At 62.8% G+C, this 16,760-nt stretch carries 15 protein-coding genes; 2 read left to right on the plus strand and 13 right to left on the minus strand.

Annotation, left to right across the window (positions count from 1 at the left end; genetic code table 11):
- Positions 1-309 precede the first annotated feature (309 nt).
- The 12 genes from DL1_RS15020 to DL1_RS15075 all read right to left on the minus strand — a co-directional run bounded on the left by DL1_RS15020 (position 310) and on the right by DL1_RS15075 (position 13,396).
- Complete coding sequence (locus DL1_RS15020; RefSeq protein WP_211250637.1) at positions 310-1,392, minus strand: ketopantoate reductase family protein; 1,083 nt, start codon at positions 1,390-1,392, stop codon at positions 310-312.
- Positions 1,389-2,159, minus strand: coding sequence for a glucose 1-dehydrogenase (locus tag DL1_RS15025; RefSeq protein WP_038067938.1), 771 nt, complete (start codon positions 2,157-2,159; stop codon positions 1,389-1,391). Before DL1_RS15025 ends, DL1_RS15020 begins: the two co-directional genes overlap by 4 nt.
- 33 nt (positions 2,160-2,192) lie before the next feature.
- A complete protein-coding gene (locus DL1_RS15030) occupies positions 2,193-3,050 on the minus strand; it encodes an intradiol ring-cleavage dioxygenase (RefSeq protein ID WP_038067918.1) in 858 nt (285 codons plus the stop codon).
- A 14-nt stretch (positions 3,051-3,064) separates the two neighbouring features.
- Positions 3,065-4,129, minus strand: a complete 1,065-nt coding sequence (locus DL1_RS15035; RefSeq protein ID WP_038067919.1) for a maleylacetate reductase — start codon at positions 4,127-4,129, stop codon at positions 3,065-3,067.
- Between the two features lie 60 nt (positions 4,130-4,189).
- Positions 4,190-6,712, minus strand: coding sequence for an ATP-binding cassette domain-containing protein (locus DL1_RS15040; protein ID WP_211250639.1), 2,523 nt, complete (start codon positions 6,710-6,712; stop codon positions 4,190-4,192).
- An 84-nt stretch (positions 6,713-6,796) separates the two neighbouring features.
- On the minus strand, positions 6,797-7,864 hold the full coding sequence (locus DL1_RS15045) for a substrate-binding domain-containing protein (RefSeq protein ID WP_038067922.1): 1,068 nt from the start codon (positions 7,862-7,864) through the stop codon (positions 6,797-6,799).
- Positions 7,851-8,879, minus strand: a complete 1,029-nt coding sequence (locus tag DL1_RS15050; RefSeq protein ID WP_211250640.1) for an ABC transporter permease — start codon at positions 8,877-8,879, stop codon at positions 7,851-7,853. The genes DL1_RS15045 and DL1_RS15050 overlap by 14 nt, the downstream gene beginning before the upstream one ends.
- A gap of 28 nt (positions 8,880-8,907) precedes the next feature.
- On the minus strand, positions 8,908-9,888 hold the full coding sequence (locus tag DL1_RS15055; RefSeq protein ID WP_038067924.1) for a zinc-dependent alcohol dehydrogenase: 981 nt from the start codon (positions 9,886-9,888) through the stop codon (positions 8,908-8,910).
- A gap of 1 nt (position 9,889) precedes the next feature.
- Entirely contained in the window at positions 9,890-10,924 is a 1,035-nt protein-coding gene (locus DL1_RS15060) for a Gfo/Idh/MocA family protein (protein WP_038067926.1), read from the minus strand.
- Entirely contained in the window at positions 10,924-11,208 is a 285-nt protein-coding gene (locus tag DL1_RS15065) for a YciI family protein (protein WP_038067927.1), read from the minus strand. The genes DL1_RS15060 and DL1_RS15065 overlap by 1 nt, the downstream gene beginning before the upstream one ends.
- Before the next feature lie 10 nt (positions 11,209-11,218).
- Positions 11,219-12,295, minus strand: coding sequence for an SDR family oxidoreductase (locus DL1_RS15070; RefSeq protein ID WP_038067929.1), 1,077 nt, complete (start codon positions 12,293-12,295; stop codon positions 11,219-11,221).
- A gap of 33 nt (positions 12,296-12,328) precedes the next feature.
- The gene (locus DL1_RS15075; RefSeq protein WP_038067930.1) at positions 12,329-13,396 is read right to left on the minus strand and encodes a 2,3-butanediol dehydrogenase; all 1,068 of its coding nucleotides are present in this window, start codon (positions 13,394-13,396) and stop codon (positions 12,329-12,331) included.
- Between the two features lie 202 nt (positions 13,397-13,598).
- On the opposite strand from DL1_RS15075, the gene DL1_RS15080 reads away from it, so the two are divergent.
- Complete coding sequence (locus DL1_RS15080) at positions 13,599-14,513, plus strand: NAD(P)-dependent oxidoreductase (protein ID WP_081856360.1); 915 nt, start codon at positions 13,599-13,601, stop codon at positions 14,511-14,513.
- 26 nt (positions 14,514-14,539) lie between these two features.
- Positions 14,540-16,252, plus strand: a complete 1,713-nt coding sequence (locus tag DL1_RS15085; RefSeq protein ID WP_162178763.1) for an extracellular solute-binding protein — start codon at positions 14,540-14,542, stop codon at positions 16,250-16,252.
- A 95-nt stretch (positions 16,253-16,347) separates the two neighbouring features.
- Here the strand turns inward: DL1_RS15085 and DL1_RS15090 are convergent.
- Positions 16,348-16,760 (minus strand): integrase core domain-containing protein (locus DL1_RS15090; protein WP_038067943.1); only part of this gene is annotated, 413 nt, incomplete at its 5' end.

Below are 16,760 nucleotides of genomic sequence, written 5' to 3' on the forward strand. Positions count from 1 at the left end.
AATGAGACCACGGCGCGTGCGTAACCCCATCAAGGCCACGGCCCGCGAGCCGATCAAAAGGCCGGATACATATGAGCGATTTCCGAAGTCGTGCCAAATTCTCAATTGCGAACAGCAGCCGGCACGTACAAAGGGCCGTTCACTGCGCCCAAGCAGGAATGTGGAAGTTGAGTTCCGCTGCACACGCCACGAACGTCGGAATAGCGCGTCAAAGAAGAAAAGACCGAATATTTCTGAGATGGTGTAGAAGCTCCTTTCGGGAAACTAATGATGAAGCCACACCGCGCGACGACACCCGAAAGTTCCGCGCTAAGCCTGCGCCAGCCCCCGGTAATGCGCTACAAGTTCGCGCGCGTTGTCGGGGTGATGCCTGCGTCGGCCGGCCTCAATCTCCTTCGCCATCTCCACGACCTTGCGGTTCATCGGCGCCGCCTTGCCGCGCGCCTCGAGGAAATCGACCACCAGCCCGTTCACCTCGTCGACCTCGGCGCGACGGCCCTTGCGCCAATCCTGCAGCGAGGTCGTCAGCGTGTCGTCCCTTGAGAAGGTGCGAACGACCTCGTCGAAGATCTCGTCGACATAGCGTTCCGGGTGGTTACTCATCACCGGCGGCATCCCGATGATCGGCATGATGGTGGCGCCGTCGGCGAGTGCTGCCTCCATTGCCTCATAGCCGGCGCGCCGCATCACTTCGAGAAACTCGGGATCGCGGACGCTGTCACGCATAGCGGTGTCGATGATCGCCGTGGGGATCAGTTCGGCTGCATTCACCACCAGCTTCATCCATTTCGCCGAGCGGATATCGTCCACCACCTGAACGGTGCCGGAATGGCGCAGGATATCGGCGACGTCGTGCACCCGCGGCTGTTGCTCGGGGTCGAGCGCGCCAAGCGCGAACCAGCTTTCGTCCGTGTCGTTCTGGCGGGTCGTGATCCCCGGCTCCCACATGTTCGACGCGATCTGGATAACCGCGCCGATCGTGCGATGCGCGCCGACGATGTCGGCGATCGCCTCGTGAGTCATGCCGTTCTGCAGTCCCACGACGAAGCCGTGCTCCGCCAGAACCGGCTTGATCATCTCTGCCGCCCAGCGAGTGTCGTAAGCTTTCACCACCATGAAGACGAGATCAAAGGGCTCCTTGATCTCGGCGATCTCGCATAGGTGCAGCGCCTTGACCGGCGTGTGCAGTTGGCGGGTTGGCAGGTTGACCGTCAGCCCCTTCTCGCGCATCGCCTCGACATGCGCCGGCCATTGGTCGATGAAGGTGACGTCGAGCCCTGCCAGAGCGAAATCGGCCGCGACCGATGCGCCTTGCGCGCCGGTTCCGATAAAAGCGATCCGGGGGAATGGGGTTTGCTTCGTCATCGGGCGTATCTCCTCGGTTGCGGTCATTGCATGATCATCCCGCCGTCGATCTGCAGGCATTGGCCGGTCATGTAATCGGAGTCCGGTGAGAGCAGGAAAGCCACCGTTCCGGCGACATCGGCGGGCGTCGAAGTCCGGCCGAGCGGGATCCCGGCGGCGAAGTTGCGCAGGGCCTCACCCGGCTCGGAGGAGACGCCCATTTCCATCAGGTCCTTGTCGAGCACCGTCCAGAGCTCGGTTTCGACCACTCCGGGAGCGAAGGCGTTGGCGGTGATTCCGTGCGGGGCAAGGGTGCGGGCCGCCGCCTGTGTCAGGCTGATGACCGCGGCTTTGCTCGCGCAATAAGGCGCGAAATCGCCGAAGCCCGCCCGGCCCGCCATCGAGGCGGTGTTGATGATCTTGCCTTTGCGTTTAGCCGCAATCATCGCCTTCGCCGCCTCCTGAATGCCGATCATCACGCCCATGCCGTTGACCGACATGACCTGCGTCCAATTTTCTTCGGTCGTCTCGAGGAACGGCTGCGGACGGTTGAAGCCTGCGTTGTTGACGATGGCATGGAGAAAGCCGAACTCCGTCTCGCAGGCGGCGATCGCCGCGCGGGTGGCAGCCCGGTCGGTCACGTCGGTCTTGCAGAAAATCGCGCGTCCACCGTCGGCGGTGAGGGCTGCGGCGGCCTCCGCGCCAGCCTCTTGATCAAGATCGGCGATCACCACGCCGTATCCAGCCGCCGCGGCGCGCCGCGCAATCTCGAGACCAATGCCCCGTGCGGCACCCGTAACGACGACGCCGCCCATTTGTTCTTGTTCAGACATGATATCCTCCCCTGCTCAGGTCGCGCGGTGCAGCACGAAATCGTAGTTGGACTCCCACAGCGTTTCGCCGTTTTCGATCGGGGTGAACTCGGCGATCAGGGATTCCTTGACGCCGAACACCGCATCCGAGGTCAGGTATTTGTCGCCCGCCACGAAAGTATGGGTCGTCACCGGATCGAAGCCCTCGGCGCTGACGATAAAATGCATATGCGCCGGGCGATACGGGTGACGCCCGAGCTTGCCCAGCATCTTGCCCACCGGACCGTCGTCAGGGATCGGGTAGGAGACCGGCTTGATCCCCTCGAACCAGTAGCGCCCGTCCGGCCGCGTGGTGAACACGCCGCGATTGTTGTTGCGCGGCTGAATGTCTGGCTGCTGGACGTCGTAGAAGCCGTCCTCGCTGTCCGACCAGACGTCGATCCGCGCCCCTTCGACCGGGTTGCCGTCGAGATCGGTGACCGTGCCATAGAAGCGGCAGGTCTCGCGCCCGCCCGCTTGTGTGATGTTCGCGCCCAACTCGTATTCCGGCACGCCATCGACATGGAACGGGCCGAGCACTGTGTTCTCGGTCGCCCCGGTCGGGCGGCGGTTGTTGATCGCATCGACCAGCATCGAAACACCAAGCACGTCGGAGAGCAGGATGAACTCCTGACGGTTCTCGTCGCAGATCTGTCCGGTCTTGGTGAGGAAATCGATCGCGATATCCCACTCGGCCTGCGTGAGCTCGACGTCCTTCACGAAAGCATGCAGGTGGCGGACGAGGCTCGCCATCACGGTCTGGAGGCGCGGATCGGCGCTCTCCGAAACCCGGGCGTTGACGGTTTCGACCGAGGCGTCCTCGGTGAAATAGGCGATCTTCGGCTCTTGGGTCATGTCATTCATTCCTATCAGGTCGTGATGGGCCGCTGACCGGCATGGGCGCGCCTCAGCAGGGCGAGAATGCCGTCGCGCGTGATTTCGCGCGGGTTCTTGTAGGGGCTCTGGACGGCCATATCGGCGGCGCGCGCCAGATCGCTTTCCTTGAGGCCATAGTCGGCCAGCGCGAGAGGGGCGCCGATGGAGCGCGCGAAGTCGTAGAGTCCGCCGCCCAGGTCGCCACCAAACAGCTCGGTCGCGCGCGCCAGTTCGGCAGACGCCGCCGCGGCGTTATAAGCGGCGGTATGCGGCAGCAGGATCGCGTGCGTTTCCGCGTGGGGCATGTCGAACCCGCCGCCGAGCGTATGGCAGAGCTTGTGATGCAGCGACATGGCGACCGCGCCCAGCACGGTGCCGCAGAGCCACGACCCGTAGAGCGCATCGGCCCGGGCATCTCTGTCGTCCGGCGCCTCGACGATCCGCGGCAGCGCCGATTTCAAGGCACGCAGCCCTTCGACCGCCATCAGCGACGTGACCGGGTTCGCATCGGGCGCGTAGAGCGCCTCGACCGCGTGGGCCATCGCGTTCAACCCGCTCGCAACGCTCATCGCGACCGGCAAGCCCAAGGTCAGATCGGCGTCGTAGATCACAGTTTCCGGGCGGATCTTGGGGTCACGGACGGTCGTCTTCTGCCCCTTCTCGGTCTGGCCGAGAATGTCGGTCACTTCCGAGCCGGCATAGGTCGTCGCGATCACCACCTGCGGTGCTTCATTGCGCCAGGCGATGGCCTTGCCCAGACCGATGGTCGAGCCGCCGCCGAGCGCCACGACGCAATCGGCCTTGGTTTCGTTATAGATCTTGAGCGCAGCCTCGGTCACTGCGACGGGCGTGTGCATCGCGGCTTCGGTGAAGGTTCCGGCCGCCATCTCCCCGAGGTCTTTCGCAAGCGCCTCGGCGTCGTTTTTCTGGAACGGCGTCGACAGGATCAGCGCGCGGGCGCAGCCCAGTCTCTCCACCTCCTCGGCGACCTTCACCGAGATCCCGGAGCCAAAGACGATACGCCCGGGGCTGGATGTGTAGATGAACGCTTCAGGCATGGTTCCTCCCTGCGCCTCGCACAGACGAGGCGTTGAATTGAGCCAGCGTGGTCCGCGAGGTTACTCCTCGCGGCGCCGACGCGCGGTCGTGTAGATGAGCGCCGCCACGAGGATCAGCACCCCTTGGAAGCCGTATTGGTAGGCCTGCGACAGCCCGAGGAAGGACACGGCGTTGAGCACTTCGGTCAGAAGCACCGCCCCCAGCAGCGAGCCAATGAAGGTGCCGCGCCCGCCGAGAAGGCTGGTGCCGCCCAGCACGACCGCGGTGATGCTGCCCAGCGTATAGTTCACGCCCTGCGCCGGATCGCCGACGCCGATCTGAGCCATCAGCATGATCGCACCAAGTGCGGTCAGCAGCGACACGGCGATATAGCCGAGCACGAAGGTCCGATCCGTGCGTATCCCGATCCGCCGCGCGGATTCCTCGTGCGAGCCGACCGCGCGAAGCTGCCACCCTGCCCGCTTGCGGCGCAGACCCAGCTCCATCGCGATGGCGATCACGATCATCACCACGAAGGCGATCGGGACCGGCCCGAAGCTACGGGTGAGCGTATCGATCACGTCGAAGGAGATGTAGCCGCCCGGACCTTCGCGCAGCACGAAGCTCAGGCCCTGCAGGCCGATGAACATCGCCAGTGTCGCGGCGATGGGTGTGAAATTGGCGAAACGGATCAGCACGCCGTTGATCAATCCGACGACGATCGCCGCGCCGAACATCAGCGCGAAACCGAGCGCCATTGTCGAGGCCGGGCTGCCATCGTTGATGAAGAACGACCCGATCACCACGAGGAAACCGGCGAGAGGTCCGACCGACAGGTCGATCCCGCCCATCAGCAAGGCAATGGTCTGCCCCAAGGCGATGAAGCCCAGTGCGGTGGCGAGGATCAGGATGTTCGAGACGTTGAAGGACGATAGGTAATTCTCGTTCTGCGCGCTCACGAACAACGCAAGCAGCACGGTCACCAGCGCAAGCGGCACGATCGTCGCGTTGTCGGTTTGCACGAAATGGCGCAGCTTCGCGCCGAAGCCCTCTTTCGCGCTCCGTTCCTCGGCCACGTGATGCGCATGCGTGTCGGCCTCGACCGCAGCACCGACGATGCGGGCTTCGGTGATGTCATCGCCGCGCAGCGTCTCGACGATACGGCCCCGCGACATGACCAGAACGATGTCGCAAAGCCCTTCCAGTTCCGCCGCGTCCGAAGAGTTGACAATCACCGGCGTGCCCGCATCAGACACTTCGCGCAGGATCCGGTAGATCTCGAAGCGCGCACCGACATCGACACCCTGCGTCGGCTCGTCGGCCACGATGAAGCCCGGCTCCGACAGAAGCGCGCGGGACATCACGATCTTCTGCTGGTTGCCGCCCGAAAGCTGGGAGACCTTCGCCTCGACGCCTGCGGCCTTCACCGCCAGCGAGGAGAACACCTCCTGCACTTTCTGCATTTCCTTGCTGCGATCCAGCACGCCGCTCGAGGCATATTTGTCGAGCGAGGCGAAGGTCGCATTTTCCCGGATCGTCAAATCCGCAGCGAGGCCTTCCGTATGGCGATCCGACGGCATGAAGGCCGCCGCGTGTTTCAGCTCTTTCGGCGAGAGCGTGCGACCGTGGAGCTTGATCGCGCCGCGATAGGGCTGAAGGCCCACCAAGGCGCGCATCAGATCGGACTGGCCGTTGCCTTCGACACCGGCGACGCCAATGATCTGGCCGCGCCCGAAGGCGAAGGCCACATCCGAGAATTTGCGCCCGCTGAGGCCTTCGACCTCGAAATTGATCGGGGGATTGGCGTCGGCGCATTTCGGCGGGAAGGCAGAGGCCAGGCGGCGACCGACGATCAGATCCAGAAGTTGGGAATTGCTGATCTCGCTCGCAGGCGCGCTGCCCCGATGACGGCCATCGCGCAGCACGGTCACGCGATCCGCGATCTGCCGCAACTCGGCCAGACGGTGGGTGATATAGATGACGGCGGTGCCGGAGGCCTTCAGCGCCCGAACCTTCGCGAAAAGCATATCCGTCGCGTCCTGATCGAGCGCGGCCGTCGGTTCATCCAAAATAAGCACACGGGGCTGGACGGCGAGCGCTTTCGCCAGTTCCAGCAGGTGTTTCTGCGCGATGGTTAGCGTATCGACACGCGCGTTCAGCGGCACCTCAAGGCCGACCTCTTCCAGCAGACGCTTACCAACGCGGTCTTTGCGATCGCCTTCGAAAACAGAGGCAGGCAGTGACACCTGCAGGTTCTCGAGCACTGTCATGTCAGGCAAGATCGCCGGGTGCTGATAGGAGATCGCGACGCCAAGCGCCGACGAGCTTTCCGGCGAAAGCGGCATCACGTCCCGCCCGTCGAATTCAATTCGGCCGGTGCTGGGCTGCAGAACGCCTGTAATCAGGTTCATCAGGGTCGATTTCCCGGCTCCGTTCTCGCCCAGGATCGCGTGCACTTCGCCCGCGTGAATGTCGACGCTCACATCGCTCAGGGCGCGGACCGCCCCAAAGGATTTCGACACGCCGCGCAAGCGGATCACGGGGGTGCCCGTTGACGTTTCGCGGAGCCCGTCCGCCTTCTCCATCGGTTCGATTTCAGCCAATGCTATCATCCGTTTAGTTCCGCCGATCTGAGGGGTTGGCGCGGGTATCTCCGGGCGGATCGCGCCGCCCGGAGACAGGGGAGGTTACTGGCCGACGGCTTTCGCCTGCTCGTCACCCGAGAGCTGAGCAGAGAGATAGATCGCGCCGGGCAGATCCGAGCGACACTGGACGGGGTTCGGATCCCCATCGGTCGAGTCCTCGAAGTTCGGGGCCTTGAAGACTTCCTCCGACGGCGGGGTGCCACCGGTCGCTTCCGCGATCGCCCATTGCACGGCGAGACGAACGTTGTCGTTGCCGGTCGCGACCGTGAAGAGCTTGAAACCGGGGTTGTCGGCGTGGACCTTCTCCCAGAAGCAGCCGAGCGAGTTGCCATCGGACGTGGCGATCGCCGGGATCGAGCGGTCGAAGTTCGCAAACACTGGCAGCGCGCCTACGAGCGACGGACCGAAGTCGGACACGATTACGTCGATATTGTCATGCTGCGCGATGGCAGCCGACAACACCTGCTGCGTCAGGGACGGATCCCAGTTGGTAACCGCAAAGGGGGCCGGGTTCAGGAACTTGTAGCTGTCGTCGAGGATGTTCTTCATCCCCTTCAGCTCGTCCAGACCCTGGCTGTTGCCCGCCGGGCCCGACAGGAACAGGATGTTCGCGCCGTCCGGGAAGTTCTCCTTGATCCACTTGCCCCAGCTTTCGCCGTCATAGACGAAGTCGGCACCGACGAAGCGGGTATAGTTCTTGCCGGCTTCCCCGCCGACATTCACACGGTAGGGCACGACGACGGCACCGGAGCGGTAGGCTTTGGTCAGCGCGGGCAGGATCGCGGGACCGGCATCGCCGAAGACGACCATCGCGTCGACACCGCGTGCCGCCATCGAGTTGATGTCGGAGATCGCCTTCTGAGTGTCGCCCTGACCGTCGGCATAGTAGTAGTCGGTGATGCTCGGACACTTCGCGGCTTCCTCCTTGCCCGAAGCGGTCGTCACCAGCCGCCAACTATTGCCCCCGAAACCATCGAGCAGCGCCAGCGAGGCTTTGTTCGGGCCGCACCAGGAGGGGGCGTCCTCCGCGCTGGCCGCCGACGCCGAGAGGGCAACTCCAAGCCCCAAGGCCATATAGGCAGCGCATCCTTTCAGGTTAGACAGTTTCATGGTTCTCCTCCTCTGTAGAACTTGTTTGTTCTGTCTTGAAACGGTTTGTCCATTCGATCGAGTAGACCCCGATGCCGAATACAAGAGCGAGCGCCTGCACGATGGTCTGCGCCGAGTAGGGCACACCGATCGACAGAGCGAACTGGCTTAGCTGATTGAGAAAGAAGGCGGCGATGACGACCGAGATCGGAAAGCCGCGCCCTCCCAGAAGCGATGTCCCTGCCAGCACCACGACGGCGACCGAGGGCAGAAGCAGGCTGTTGCCCTGAAATGCCGTGGGTTCGCGGGTGATGCCTGCGATCAGGATGCCCGCGGTGCAGTAAAGGATCTGCGCCGCCACATAGGCCATCGCCTGATACGGTTTGACGCTCAGACCCGCCGCGCGGGCCGCCGCCGGATTGGCCCCGATCGCCTCGAAGCGACGGCCAGCCACCGTCTTTTTCAGACCGAAGGACACGAGTGCCAGAATGGCGAGGGCGAACAGGACCGAATGGGGAATGCCCAGGGTCTGACCGCCCGCGATATGGGCCAGAAGGTTCGTCGTGATCCGCGGCACGCCGCCGGAGATCGCGAAGACCGCCGAGAACAGAAGCGCGTTCATCCCGATGGTCGCTACGATCGCGTTCAGGCGGAAATAGGCGACCATGATGCCGTTCAGAGTCCCCGCCGCGAGCGCAAAGCCAACCGCGATGACAAGCGCGGGCAGAAGCCCAGCATCCTGCCCGTTGGGCATGTGGGTCGCGATCACCACCGCGAGCGATACCGACCCTGGCACCGAAAGATCGAAGCCGCCCTGTTGCACCACCAGCATCTGGCCGAGCCCGACGATGCCAAGCACCGCCGCGAAAGGCAGGCTACCCATCAGCGACCCGGCGGTGACCGCCGAGGGCGCGAAGATGACGCAAAGAAGGATGAGCGCCAGCGTCGAGGCGACGATAGTGACGAAGCCCTTCGACAAGGGCATCGACATCAGACCCGTCGGGCCTTCGAAGCTATGCGGCGTCGTCTCAGCCATGATTTCTCCTCCTCCCTCGCGTCGCGTCTCAGCTGATTTCCAAGGTGACCTTGACCGCCTTTTCGGGCGACTTGCCAAGCTCCAGCGCGGTCATCGCGTCATCGATGTTGTAGCTGTGGGTCTGGATCGGCGAGAGATCGAGCCCGGTGCGCTCCAGGAACCGGATCGCCGCCGGCCAGACGCCGGGAGAGCCGATGCAGCCGCGCACGTTGAGGTTCTTGATCTGGATCTTGCCCAGCTCGACCGGGAATTTCTGGCCGATATTGATGCCGACCATAGAGACATTCCCGTCGTCGCGGGCATAGTCGAAGACATTGGCCAGCGAGGCCGGATGGCCCGCGCATTCGACCACGAGATCTGCGCCGCCCTTGGTCATCTCCTGCACCGCTTCAATGGGATCGCCGTCGGTCGGATCGATCGTGCCATCCGCACCGAGCTTCCTCGCGATCTCACGACGCAGCGGCACCGGGTCGACCACGATCACGCGGGCGCCCATGCCGATTGCGGCGGCAGCCGAGACGAGGCCGATAGTGCCGCCGCCAGAGACGACGACCGTATCCGCCGCGCAGACGCCACCATGGCGCATCACCGCGTAATACCCGCAGGTGAAGGGCTCGATCAGCGCGCCTTTCGCGTCATCCACCGCATCGGGCAGCTTGTGCAGCCATTCGGGACGCGCGGCGAAGAATTCACGATCCGCACCGTCCATCGAGAAGCCGAAGTGGTGGATGCGCTCGGGCGTGTTGATCACGCATTCGCCGACCACACGATCCCCGGGCTTGAGTCCGTCGACATTCTTCCCGACTTCGACGACTTCGCCGACCCATTCGTGGCCCGGAACGACCGGGTAGGAAATCGGGATGATGTATTGACCGGCCAGCAGCTCGTAATCGGAATGGCAAATCCCGACGCGGCGCGACTGGATCAGCACCTCGTTGTCGGTGATGCCGGGCGTCTGCACCTGCGTCACGATGGGCTTGTTTGGTTCGTCGAAGATCAGGGCTTTCATGTCAGGCTCCAACTTTCGCTGCGGCGGGTTGCGCCACGCGTTCGATTTGACCACTGCGGGAGGAGGCGAAGACCGCCTCGAGCAGCGCGATATTGTCGACCAGATGATCGGCGGTGATCGGGTAGGTTTCCTGTCCGCGCACGGCGCGGGCGAAACTCACCAGGTTGTCTTTCACGGGCTCGGCCTTGCCGATCTCGACCGTCTCGATCGGGCCACCGGCCATGGCCGAGGTCACGATCCAGCCGTCAGGCGCTTCCACATGCGCCTTGTCGCGAATGTCGATCCAGCCTTTCGAGCCGTAAACCGTGAAGCGGGACATGAACGGGTTCGACAGCGAGGCCGACACGTAGGACGTCCCTCCCCCGGCGAATTTCACATAAGCCGCCACCGTGTCGCCCTGCGGCAGTTTCGAAGACAGCTGCTCGCAGATGCACAGCACGCTTTCCGCGCGACCCAGAAGGCGGACCGACAGATCCAGCAGGTGAATGCCCGTCGCGGTCATGCCGCCTGCCGGCGCCTCGCTCGCCTGAACACGCCAGTTGCTCGGGTCCATGCCGACGAACTTGTCGTGGCTGAAATTGGCCTCGATTTGCTGGATACGGCCCAGCTCACCCGCATCGGCCTTCGCCAGCATATCGGCGATCGGCGGCTCCCACCGGCGCTCGTGGCCCATGCCCAGGACGAGCCCGGCCTCGGCACAAAGCGCAACCGAACGAGCGGCTTCTTCCGCAGTGAGCGCGAGCGGCTTTTCGCAGAAGATGTGCTTGCCTGCGGCGACCGCCTTCGCGATCTGATCCGTATGCAGCGAGTGCGGCGTTGCCAAGACGACGGCCTCGACCTCCGGATCGTTCAGCGCATCCGCGTAATCCGCGCTGAGCGTCACGCCCTTATCGGCGCAGAGATCGCGCACCGCATCCATGTTAGGCTCCACTGCGCGGACGACTTTGATATCCTCGGGGGCGCTCGACAGAACGGAGAGCATCTTCTGCCCCCACCAGCCGAGCCCGACGAGGGCGATTTTGACCGGCCCCGACATCAGCGATTGTCCACGCGCTTCGAGAACGGACGGATCGAGACGGACTTCCACAGACCGACCTTCGCGAAGGGATCGTTGCGGTTGAAGTCTTCGACCTCTGCAAGGCTGTCAGCCTCCAGCACGAAGCAGCTGCCGATCATGGTTTCCTCGTCATCCGCGAGCAGCGGGCCCGAGATAACCGTCTTCACCGGCGCCTGAGCCAGATAGGCCTTGTGGTCCTCGTAATTCGCCAGCCGTTTGTCGACGGCGCCGTCATGGTCAAGGCAATGGATCACGTAGTGCATTGCGGTCTCCTCAGTTTCCGGCCGGAATGATCTTGCGCGCGCGCAGCTCGTCGAAGACGTCGAAGAAGCTGTCAGGCGTGCTCTGATAGGCGTCGAAGCCCAGTTTCCGGCTGTTCGTCATATCGGTGAAGCATTCCAGCTCGCGACCCAGGTCGGCGTCGCTGTGCCACCACGAGGCGAGCTTGGTCACAGGGATATCCTGCAGCCCATATTGCGCCACCATCTCGGACCAGATCGCGGGGGCATCCGCCATCTGCTCTTCGAGCGGCGTCGTGTGACCGGGGTATTCCGCGACCTCGAGGCCGAAATACTCGGCGATCCGCGCCCAGAGCCAAGTCCAGCGGAAGACGTCGCCATTCGCAGTGTTGAACGGCGTGTTCGCAGCTTCCGGCGTCGTCGCCGCCCAGTAGAACTGTTTGGCGAGGATGCGCGCATCGGTCACGTCGGTGACCGCGTTATATTGCTCGGGCGAGCCGGGATAGAGGAACGGCTTGCCAGTGTGCTTGCAGATCGACGCATAGACCGCGAGCGTGACCGCCATGTTCATGTAATTTCCGACCGTGAAGCCGATCATCGTGTGCGGGCGGTGCACCGACCAGGTGAAGCCGTATTTCTCGGCCATCTCCAGCAGCACATCTTCCTGCGCGTAGTAGAAGTTCGGCCCCGGCAGACGCGGACTTGATTCAAGGAAGGGCGTGTAGGGCGTAACTTTGGCGTAGTCGTCGAACGAACCGAGGTAATGCTTGAGGCCCGTGACCAGCGCCCCGTGCTTGATGGGCGCGCCTGCGATTCCCTCGAATAGGTTGCGCACCATCATCCCGTTCACGCGGACGTTCTCTTCCTCGTTCGCCTGACGCGACCACGTGCAATAGAACACGTGAGTCACGTCCTTTGCCGCAGCCAGCGCGGCCTTGCTGCCCTCTGCATCGGTCAGATCGCTGGCGATATGACGGTCGGACCACTCAAGATCGACGTCGCTGCGCGACACCGTGACGACCGTCCAACCATGAGATTTCAACTCGCGCGCGGTGTAGCTGCCCGAGAGACCGGTAGCCCCAACAATCAACGCAATATTCTGTTCAGCCATGGGTCTTCGCCCCTTTCTTGCAGTTCGGTTTCGTCAGGTGGTGACGAGAATTTTCAGATGTTCCCCAGCAGGATCGAGCAGCGCCTCGAAGCCTTTCTCCACGACGTCCTCGGCGCGGATGCGGGCCGTGATGACTTTCTCGATCGGGAAATTGCCCGAGGCGACCATACGCGCGATGCGCGGCCAGATCTGGGTCGGGTAGCACCAGGTCGCTTCGACCGTGATATCCTTGAGCGCCCAGAGCATGGCGTCGATGCTGGCGGGCTTCATGTGCAGACCGACCTGAACGACTTTGCCCTGACGGCGCACCGCCTCGACGCAGGCGTTGAGCGAGCGCTCGAGACCCACGCATTCCAGTGCCACGTCGACGCCGACGCCTTCCTCGGTCAGATCGCCCACGACTTCCTGCAGGTTGCCCGCGCCGGGATCGACGACGAAGGCATAGGGAGCAATCTCGGAGATGATCCGGCGACGGTTCGGGTTGGGCTCGGAGACGATGATCGTGCTTGCGCCCGCTGCATGGGCCGAAAGCACCGTCAGCGCGCCGATCGGACCTGCGCCCGACACCAGCACGGTGGAGCCTGCGGTCACCCCGCCCCGGTCGACGCCGTAAAGCGCAACCGCCGCAGGTTCGATCATCGCAGCCTGCTCGTCGCTCAGCGCGTCGGGCACGGGCTGGGCGTTGTAGTCCTTGACAACGGCCTTCTCGCCCATGCCGCCCCAGGCCCAGCTGAGGCCGATGCAGCCGAGCTGCGGCGAGAGGTGATAAAGACCGCGCTTTCCGTAGTAATCATTGCGTGGCGCTACGAGCGGCTGGATCGAGATCCGATCGCCCTGCGCAACATCGCTGACCGAATCTCCGACCTTCAACACGCGGGCCGAAAACTCGTGCCCGAGGATCTGCGGGTTGCTTGCACCGGTGTAGACATGCGGCTCAGCGGGCGTGACGATCGGCCCCGCGATATACTCATGAAGATCGGTGCCGCAGATGCCCGTGATGATCGGCTCGATCAGCACGTCATCGGGGGCAAGCTGCCCGGACGGCTCCTCCACATCCTCGACGCGGATATCCTTTGCTCCGTGAAAACGAACGGCTTTCAATTCGACCTCCTCCTGTCCTGTCTGCGCGGCGACTGCGGCCTGTGATCCGCTTGACGGACCGCGGCACCGTCGCGCTGCTTGAATTGATTCGTAGCAAACCGATCCGATCACATCAGGAAAAAAATCTCCGCTCCGGAAAAATTACTTCAGTGTTCGCCGAAGCGGCATCTTAGGGTGAGCCAAGACAAATGGAGACATATGGATGAGCAACATGGCGAGTGCACCCCACCTCCCCCAATCCGAATCTCGCGCGGTCGGCTGGATCGGCGTCGGAAAAATGGGCGGGCCGATGGCGCGAAATCTCCTCGACAGCGGCGTCGGGCTTACCGTTGTGGAACCCGATTCGGGCAACCGTGCGAAGCTTGCCGAGAAAGGCGCAAAAACCGCCGACTGCGCGCGCGATCTGCGCGATATGCAGGTCGTCTTCTCTACGCTGCCCAATGACGACGCGCTGATGGCGGTGGTATCGGGAGAGACCGGGCTAATTCACGGCCTACCGCGCGGTGCCTTGCTGGTGGAAATGAGCACCGTCTCGCCGGAATGTTCCGAGCGCGTTGCGCAAATCCTGAGCGAGGCGGGCCTGCGCTACTTGCGTGCACCGCTCTCCGGCAGCACGGATCTCGCCGCAAAAGCGGCACTGACGGTTCTTGCGTCGGGCGATCGTGCGGGCTGGGACGAGGTGCTCCCCCTCATCAAGACCTTCTCGGCACGGCAGTTCTTCCTCGGAGAGGGCGAGGAAGCGCGCTATATGAAGCTCGTGCTAAATACCCTCGTCGGCGCTTTCTCGGCCGTGCTTTCGGAGGCGCTGGCCATTGGCGCGAGCGGGGGGCTGTCGCGGGCCGACATGATGGAAGTGATCTGTGAAAGCGCCGTTGCCTCGCCGCTGTTCAAATACAAGCAAGAGGCCGTGGTCAACGATGACTACACCCCCGCTTTCACCGTCTCGCAGATGATTAAGGATTTCACGCTGATCAGCAATGCCGCGCGCCGCAATGACGTGCCGGTGATGACCACCGGCCTGATCCTCGAACTCTATCGGAGCGCGTCGAATGCTGGCATGAGGGACGAAGATTTCTTCGCATTGGTGAAATGGCAGGAAAAATTGTCGACAAGGTGACTCCGGTCGGACAGCATCCGGACGCAATGCAACCACAGGATGCTGATCTGACGAGCCACGAGCTTTCCAGAATCGTCGATTTTCTTCGGCGGTTGCGGGCGCCGTTCGACCATCAGATGCCCGGTGCCAAGCCCGACGTCTATCAGAATATCACGCTGGAACTGGTGGACGCGCATCTGCGACTAAGCCCAATCGACAAGTCAGGGCTCATCAGCCTTGCCGATGTGCCCTATAGCACCGGCAACCGCATGATCATGAAGATGATAGATGACGGGCTGATACGGCAAGTGCCGCGCGGGAACGGATTGAAGACGCATTTCCTCGAGCCTTCGGAGAGCTTGTTAAATGCCTTCATGAGCTATGCCATCCACGTCAAAGGTCACATGGCGAAAACCTTCGGCCTTCGGCAAGGCACCGAAACGAGCGAATACTACTTCGGCGGCAGCTATTTCGCAGCTCAGATCATCTCGCCGGTGCGCGGCGAGGACATCACCGGACTCAACCTGAGCGACATCAAATTCCTGCTCAACGATGACAACTACTTCATCGCGATGCGCAACATGTGGTCGGATTTCCGCAACGAATTCGGCAAACGTAGTAGCTTTGACCTGCAACGTCTCCCCAACCTCTACGCCAAGTCGCGCCAGACCTTCTCGGAGATGTCGCCACGCTATGACGTCATTGCGATGAACATGCCGTGGCTGGGCGAATTCGCCGAACGCGGAGAACTCGCACCACTCGACGATCTGATCTCGGATGCCGCTATCAACTCGCTTGATTTCCACCCCTCGGTCTGGGGGACGGGCAACTGGAAGGGCACGCAATACGGCATTCCGCTCTATTGCACGATCGAGATCCTCGCGGCGCGCAAGGACTTGTTCGATGCCGAGGGGGTCACATATCCCAAGACTTTCGACGAGACGATTGCGGCCGCCCGCGCATTCCACGATCCACAAAACGAATTCTACGGCATCGCGTGGAACGGACAACGCGGCATGCCGATCGCGAATTCCTTCATGTTCTTCCTCGCCGCCTGTCGTACCACCGTCATCGACATGCCGCTGCGCAATCAGGAGAGCTGGAGTTTCGATACGTTCGACTCGCTCAAGCTGCAGATCGACACTGAGGACGCGCTCGAAGTGATCGAATACATGAAGCAGCTTGTGGAGGTCTCGCCCCCCGATATCGAGAGTATCGACTGGGAGCGACGCATCCATTACTTCATGTCCGGTCAGGCTGCGATGACCTATTGTTGGACGATGCGCGCCGCCCGCTTCGAACACGAACTGAGCTCGCGGGTGGCCCGTCGCGTGGCTTACCTTCCGCCCCCTTCGCGCCGGATGCGGCGTGTCTCCGCACCGGTCGGCGGGTTCCTGTTGACCATCCCCTCCTATGTCGAGCCGACCCGGCAGAAACAGATCATCGACGCGATTGCCTGGATGGTGTCCCCCGAAGCGATGAAAGAGCACGTGAAAAACGGCTTCCCCGTCGCACCGCGCTTCTCGGTCTGCGCAGACCCCGAAGCCCTCGCTTCCTCGCCCATCGTCAGCATGGTGGATCGGATGGCGCGCAAGAACGAACTGGTGACTTGGGCGCGCCCCCCGGTGCCCGCCTTCAACCTGATCGAGCGGACGTTGGGCGAGGAAATCCACGACATTGTCTTCCACGGCAAGTCTCCGCAACGCGGTTTGAGAGATGCCGAAAACCGGATCCTCTCGGCAATCAGGGCAGAGGCGTGAGGCGGCCAGAGCTGTCAGAAATACCCGCTGCGAAGTCTGGCGACACTGGAGGAAGGCTTGGGGAGCTCCGAGGAAAGTGACCTGCCATGGGTCTTTCATCCAGCCGCGACCGGAGCCCGGTTGGTGTTTACGCCGATCGGCGCAGGTTGAGCAATCGCCCGACGCGCGGAGCTTTCATCTCGCGCAGTGGGGCGGGCGATTGCGGTGGTTAGGGTCCGCGCGTAGTCGGCCGGGGTCTGGTAATCCAAGGCCGAATGCGGGCGTTCGGTGTTGTAGTCGGCGGCCCAAGCGGCGATCACGACGCGGGCGTGTGCCAGGTTGCGGAACATGATCTCGTTGAGCAGCTCATCTCGCATCCTGCCGTTGAAGCTCTCCACGAAACCGTTCTGCATTGGCTTTCCCGGTGCGATGTAGTGCCATTCGACCCGGTGCGCGGAACACCACCGCAGGATCGCGTTACTGGTCAGTTCGGTCCCGTAGCACGTCAGGAAGCCGGCTGTTTTGTAAG

It is taken from the genome of Thioclava dalianensis (assembly GCF_000715505.1).
Lineage (GTDB): Bacteria > Pseudomonadota > Alphaproteobacteria > Rhodobacterales > Rhodobacteraceae > Thioclava > Thioclava dalianensis.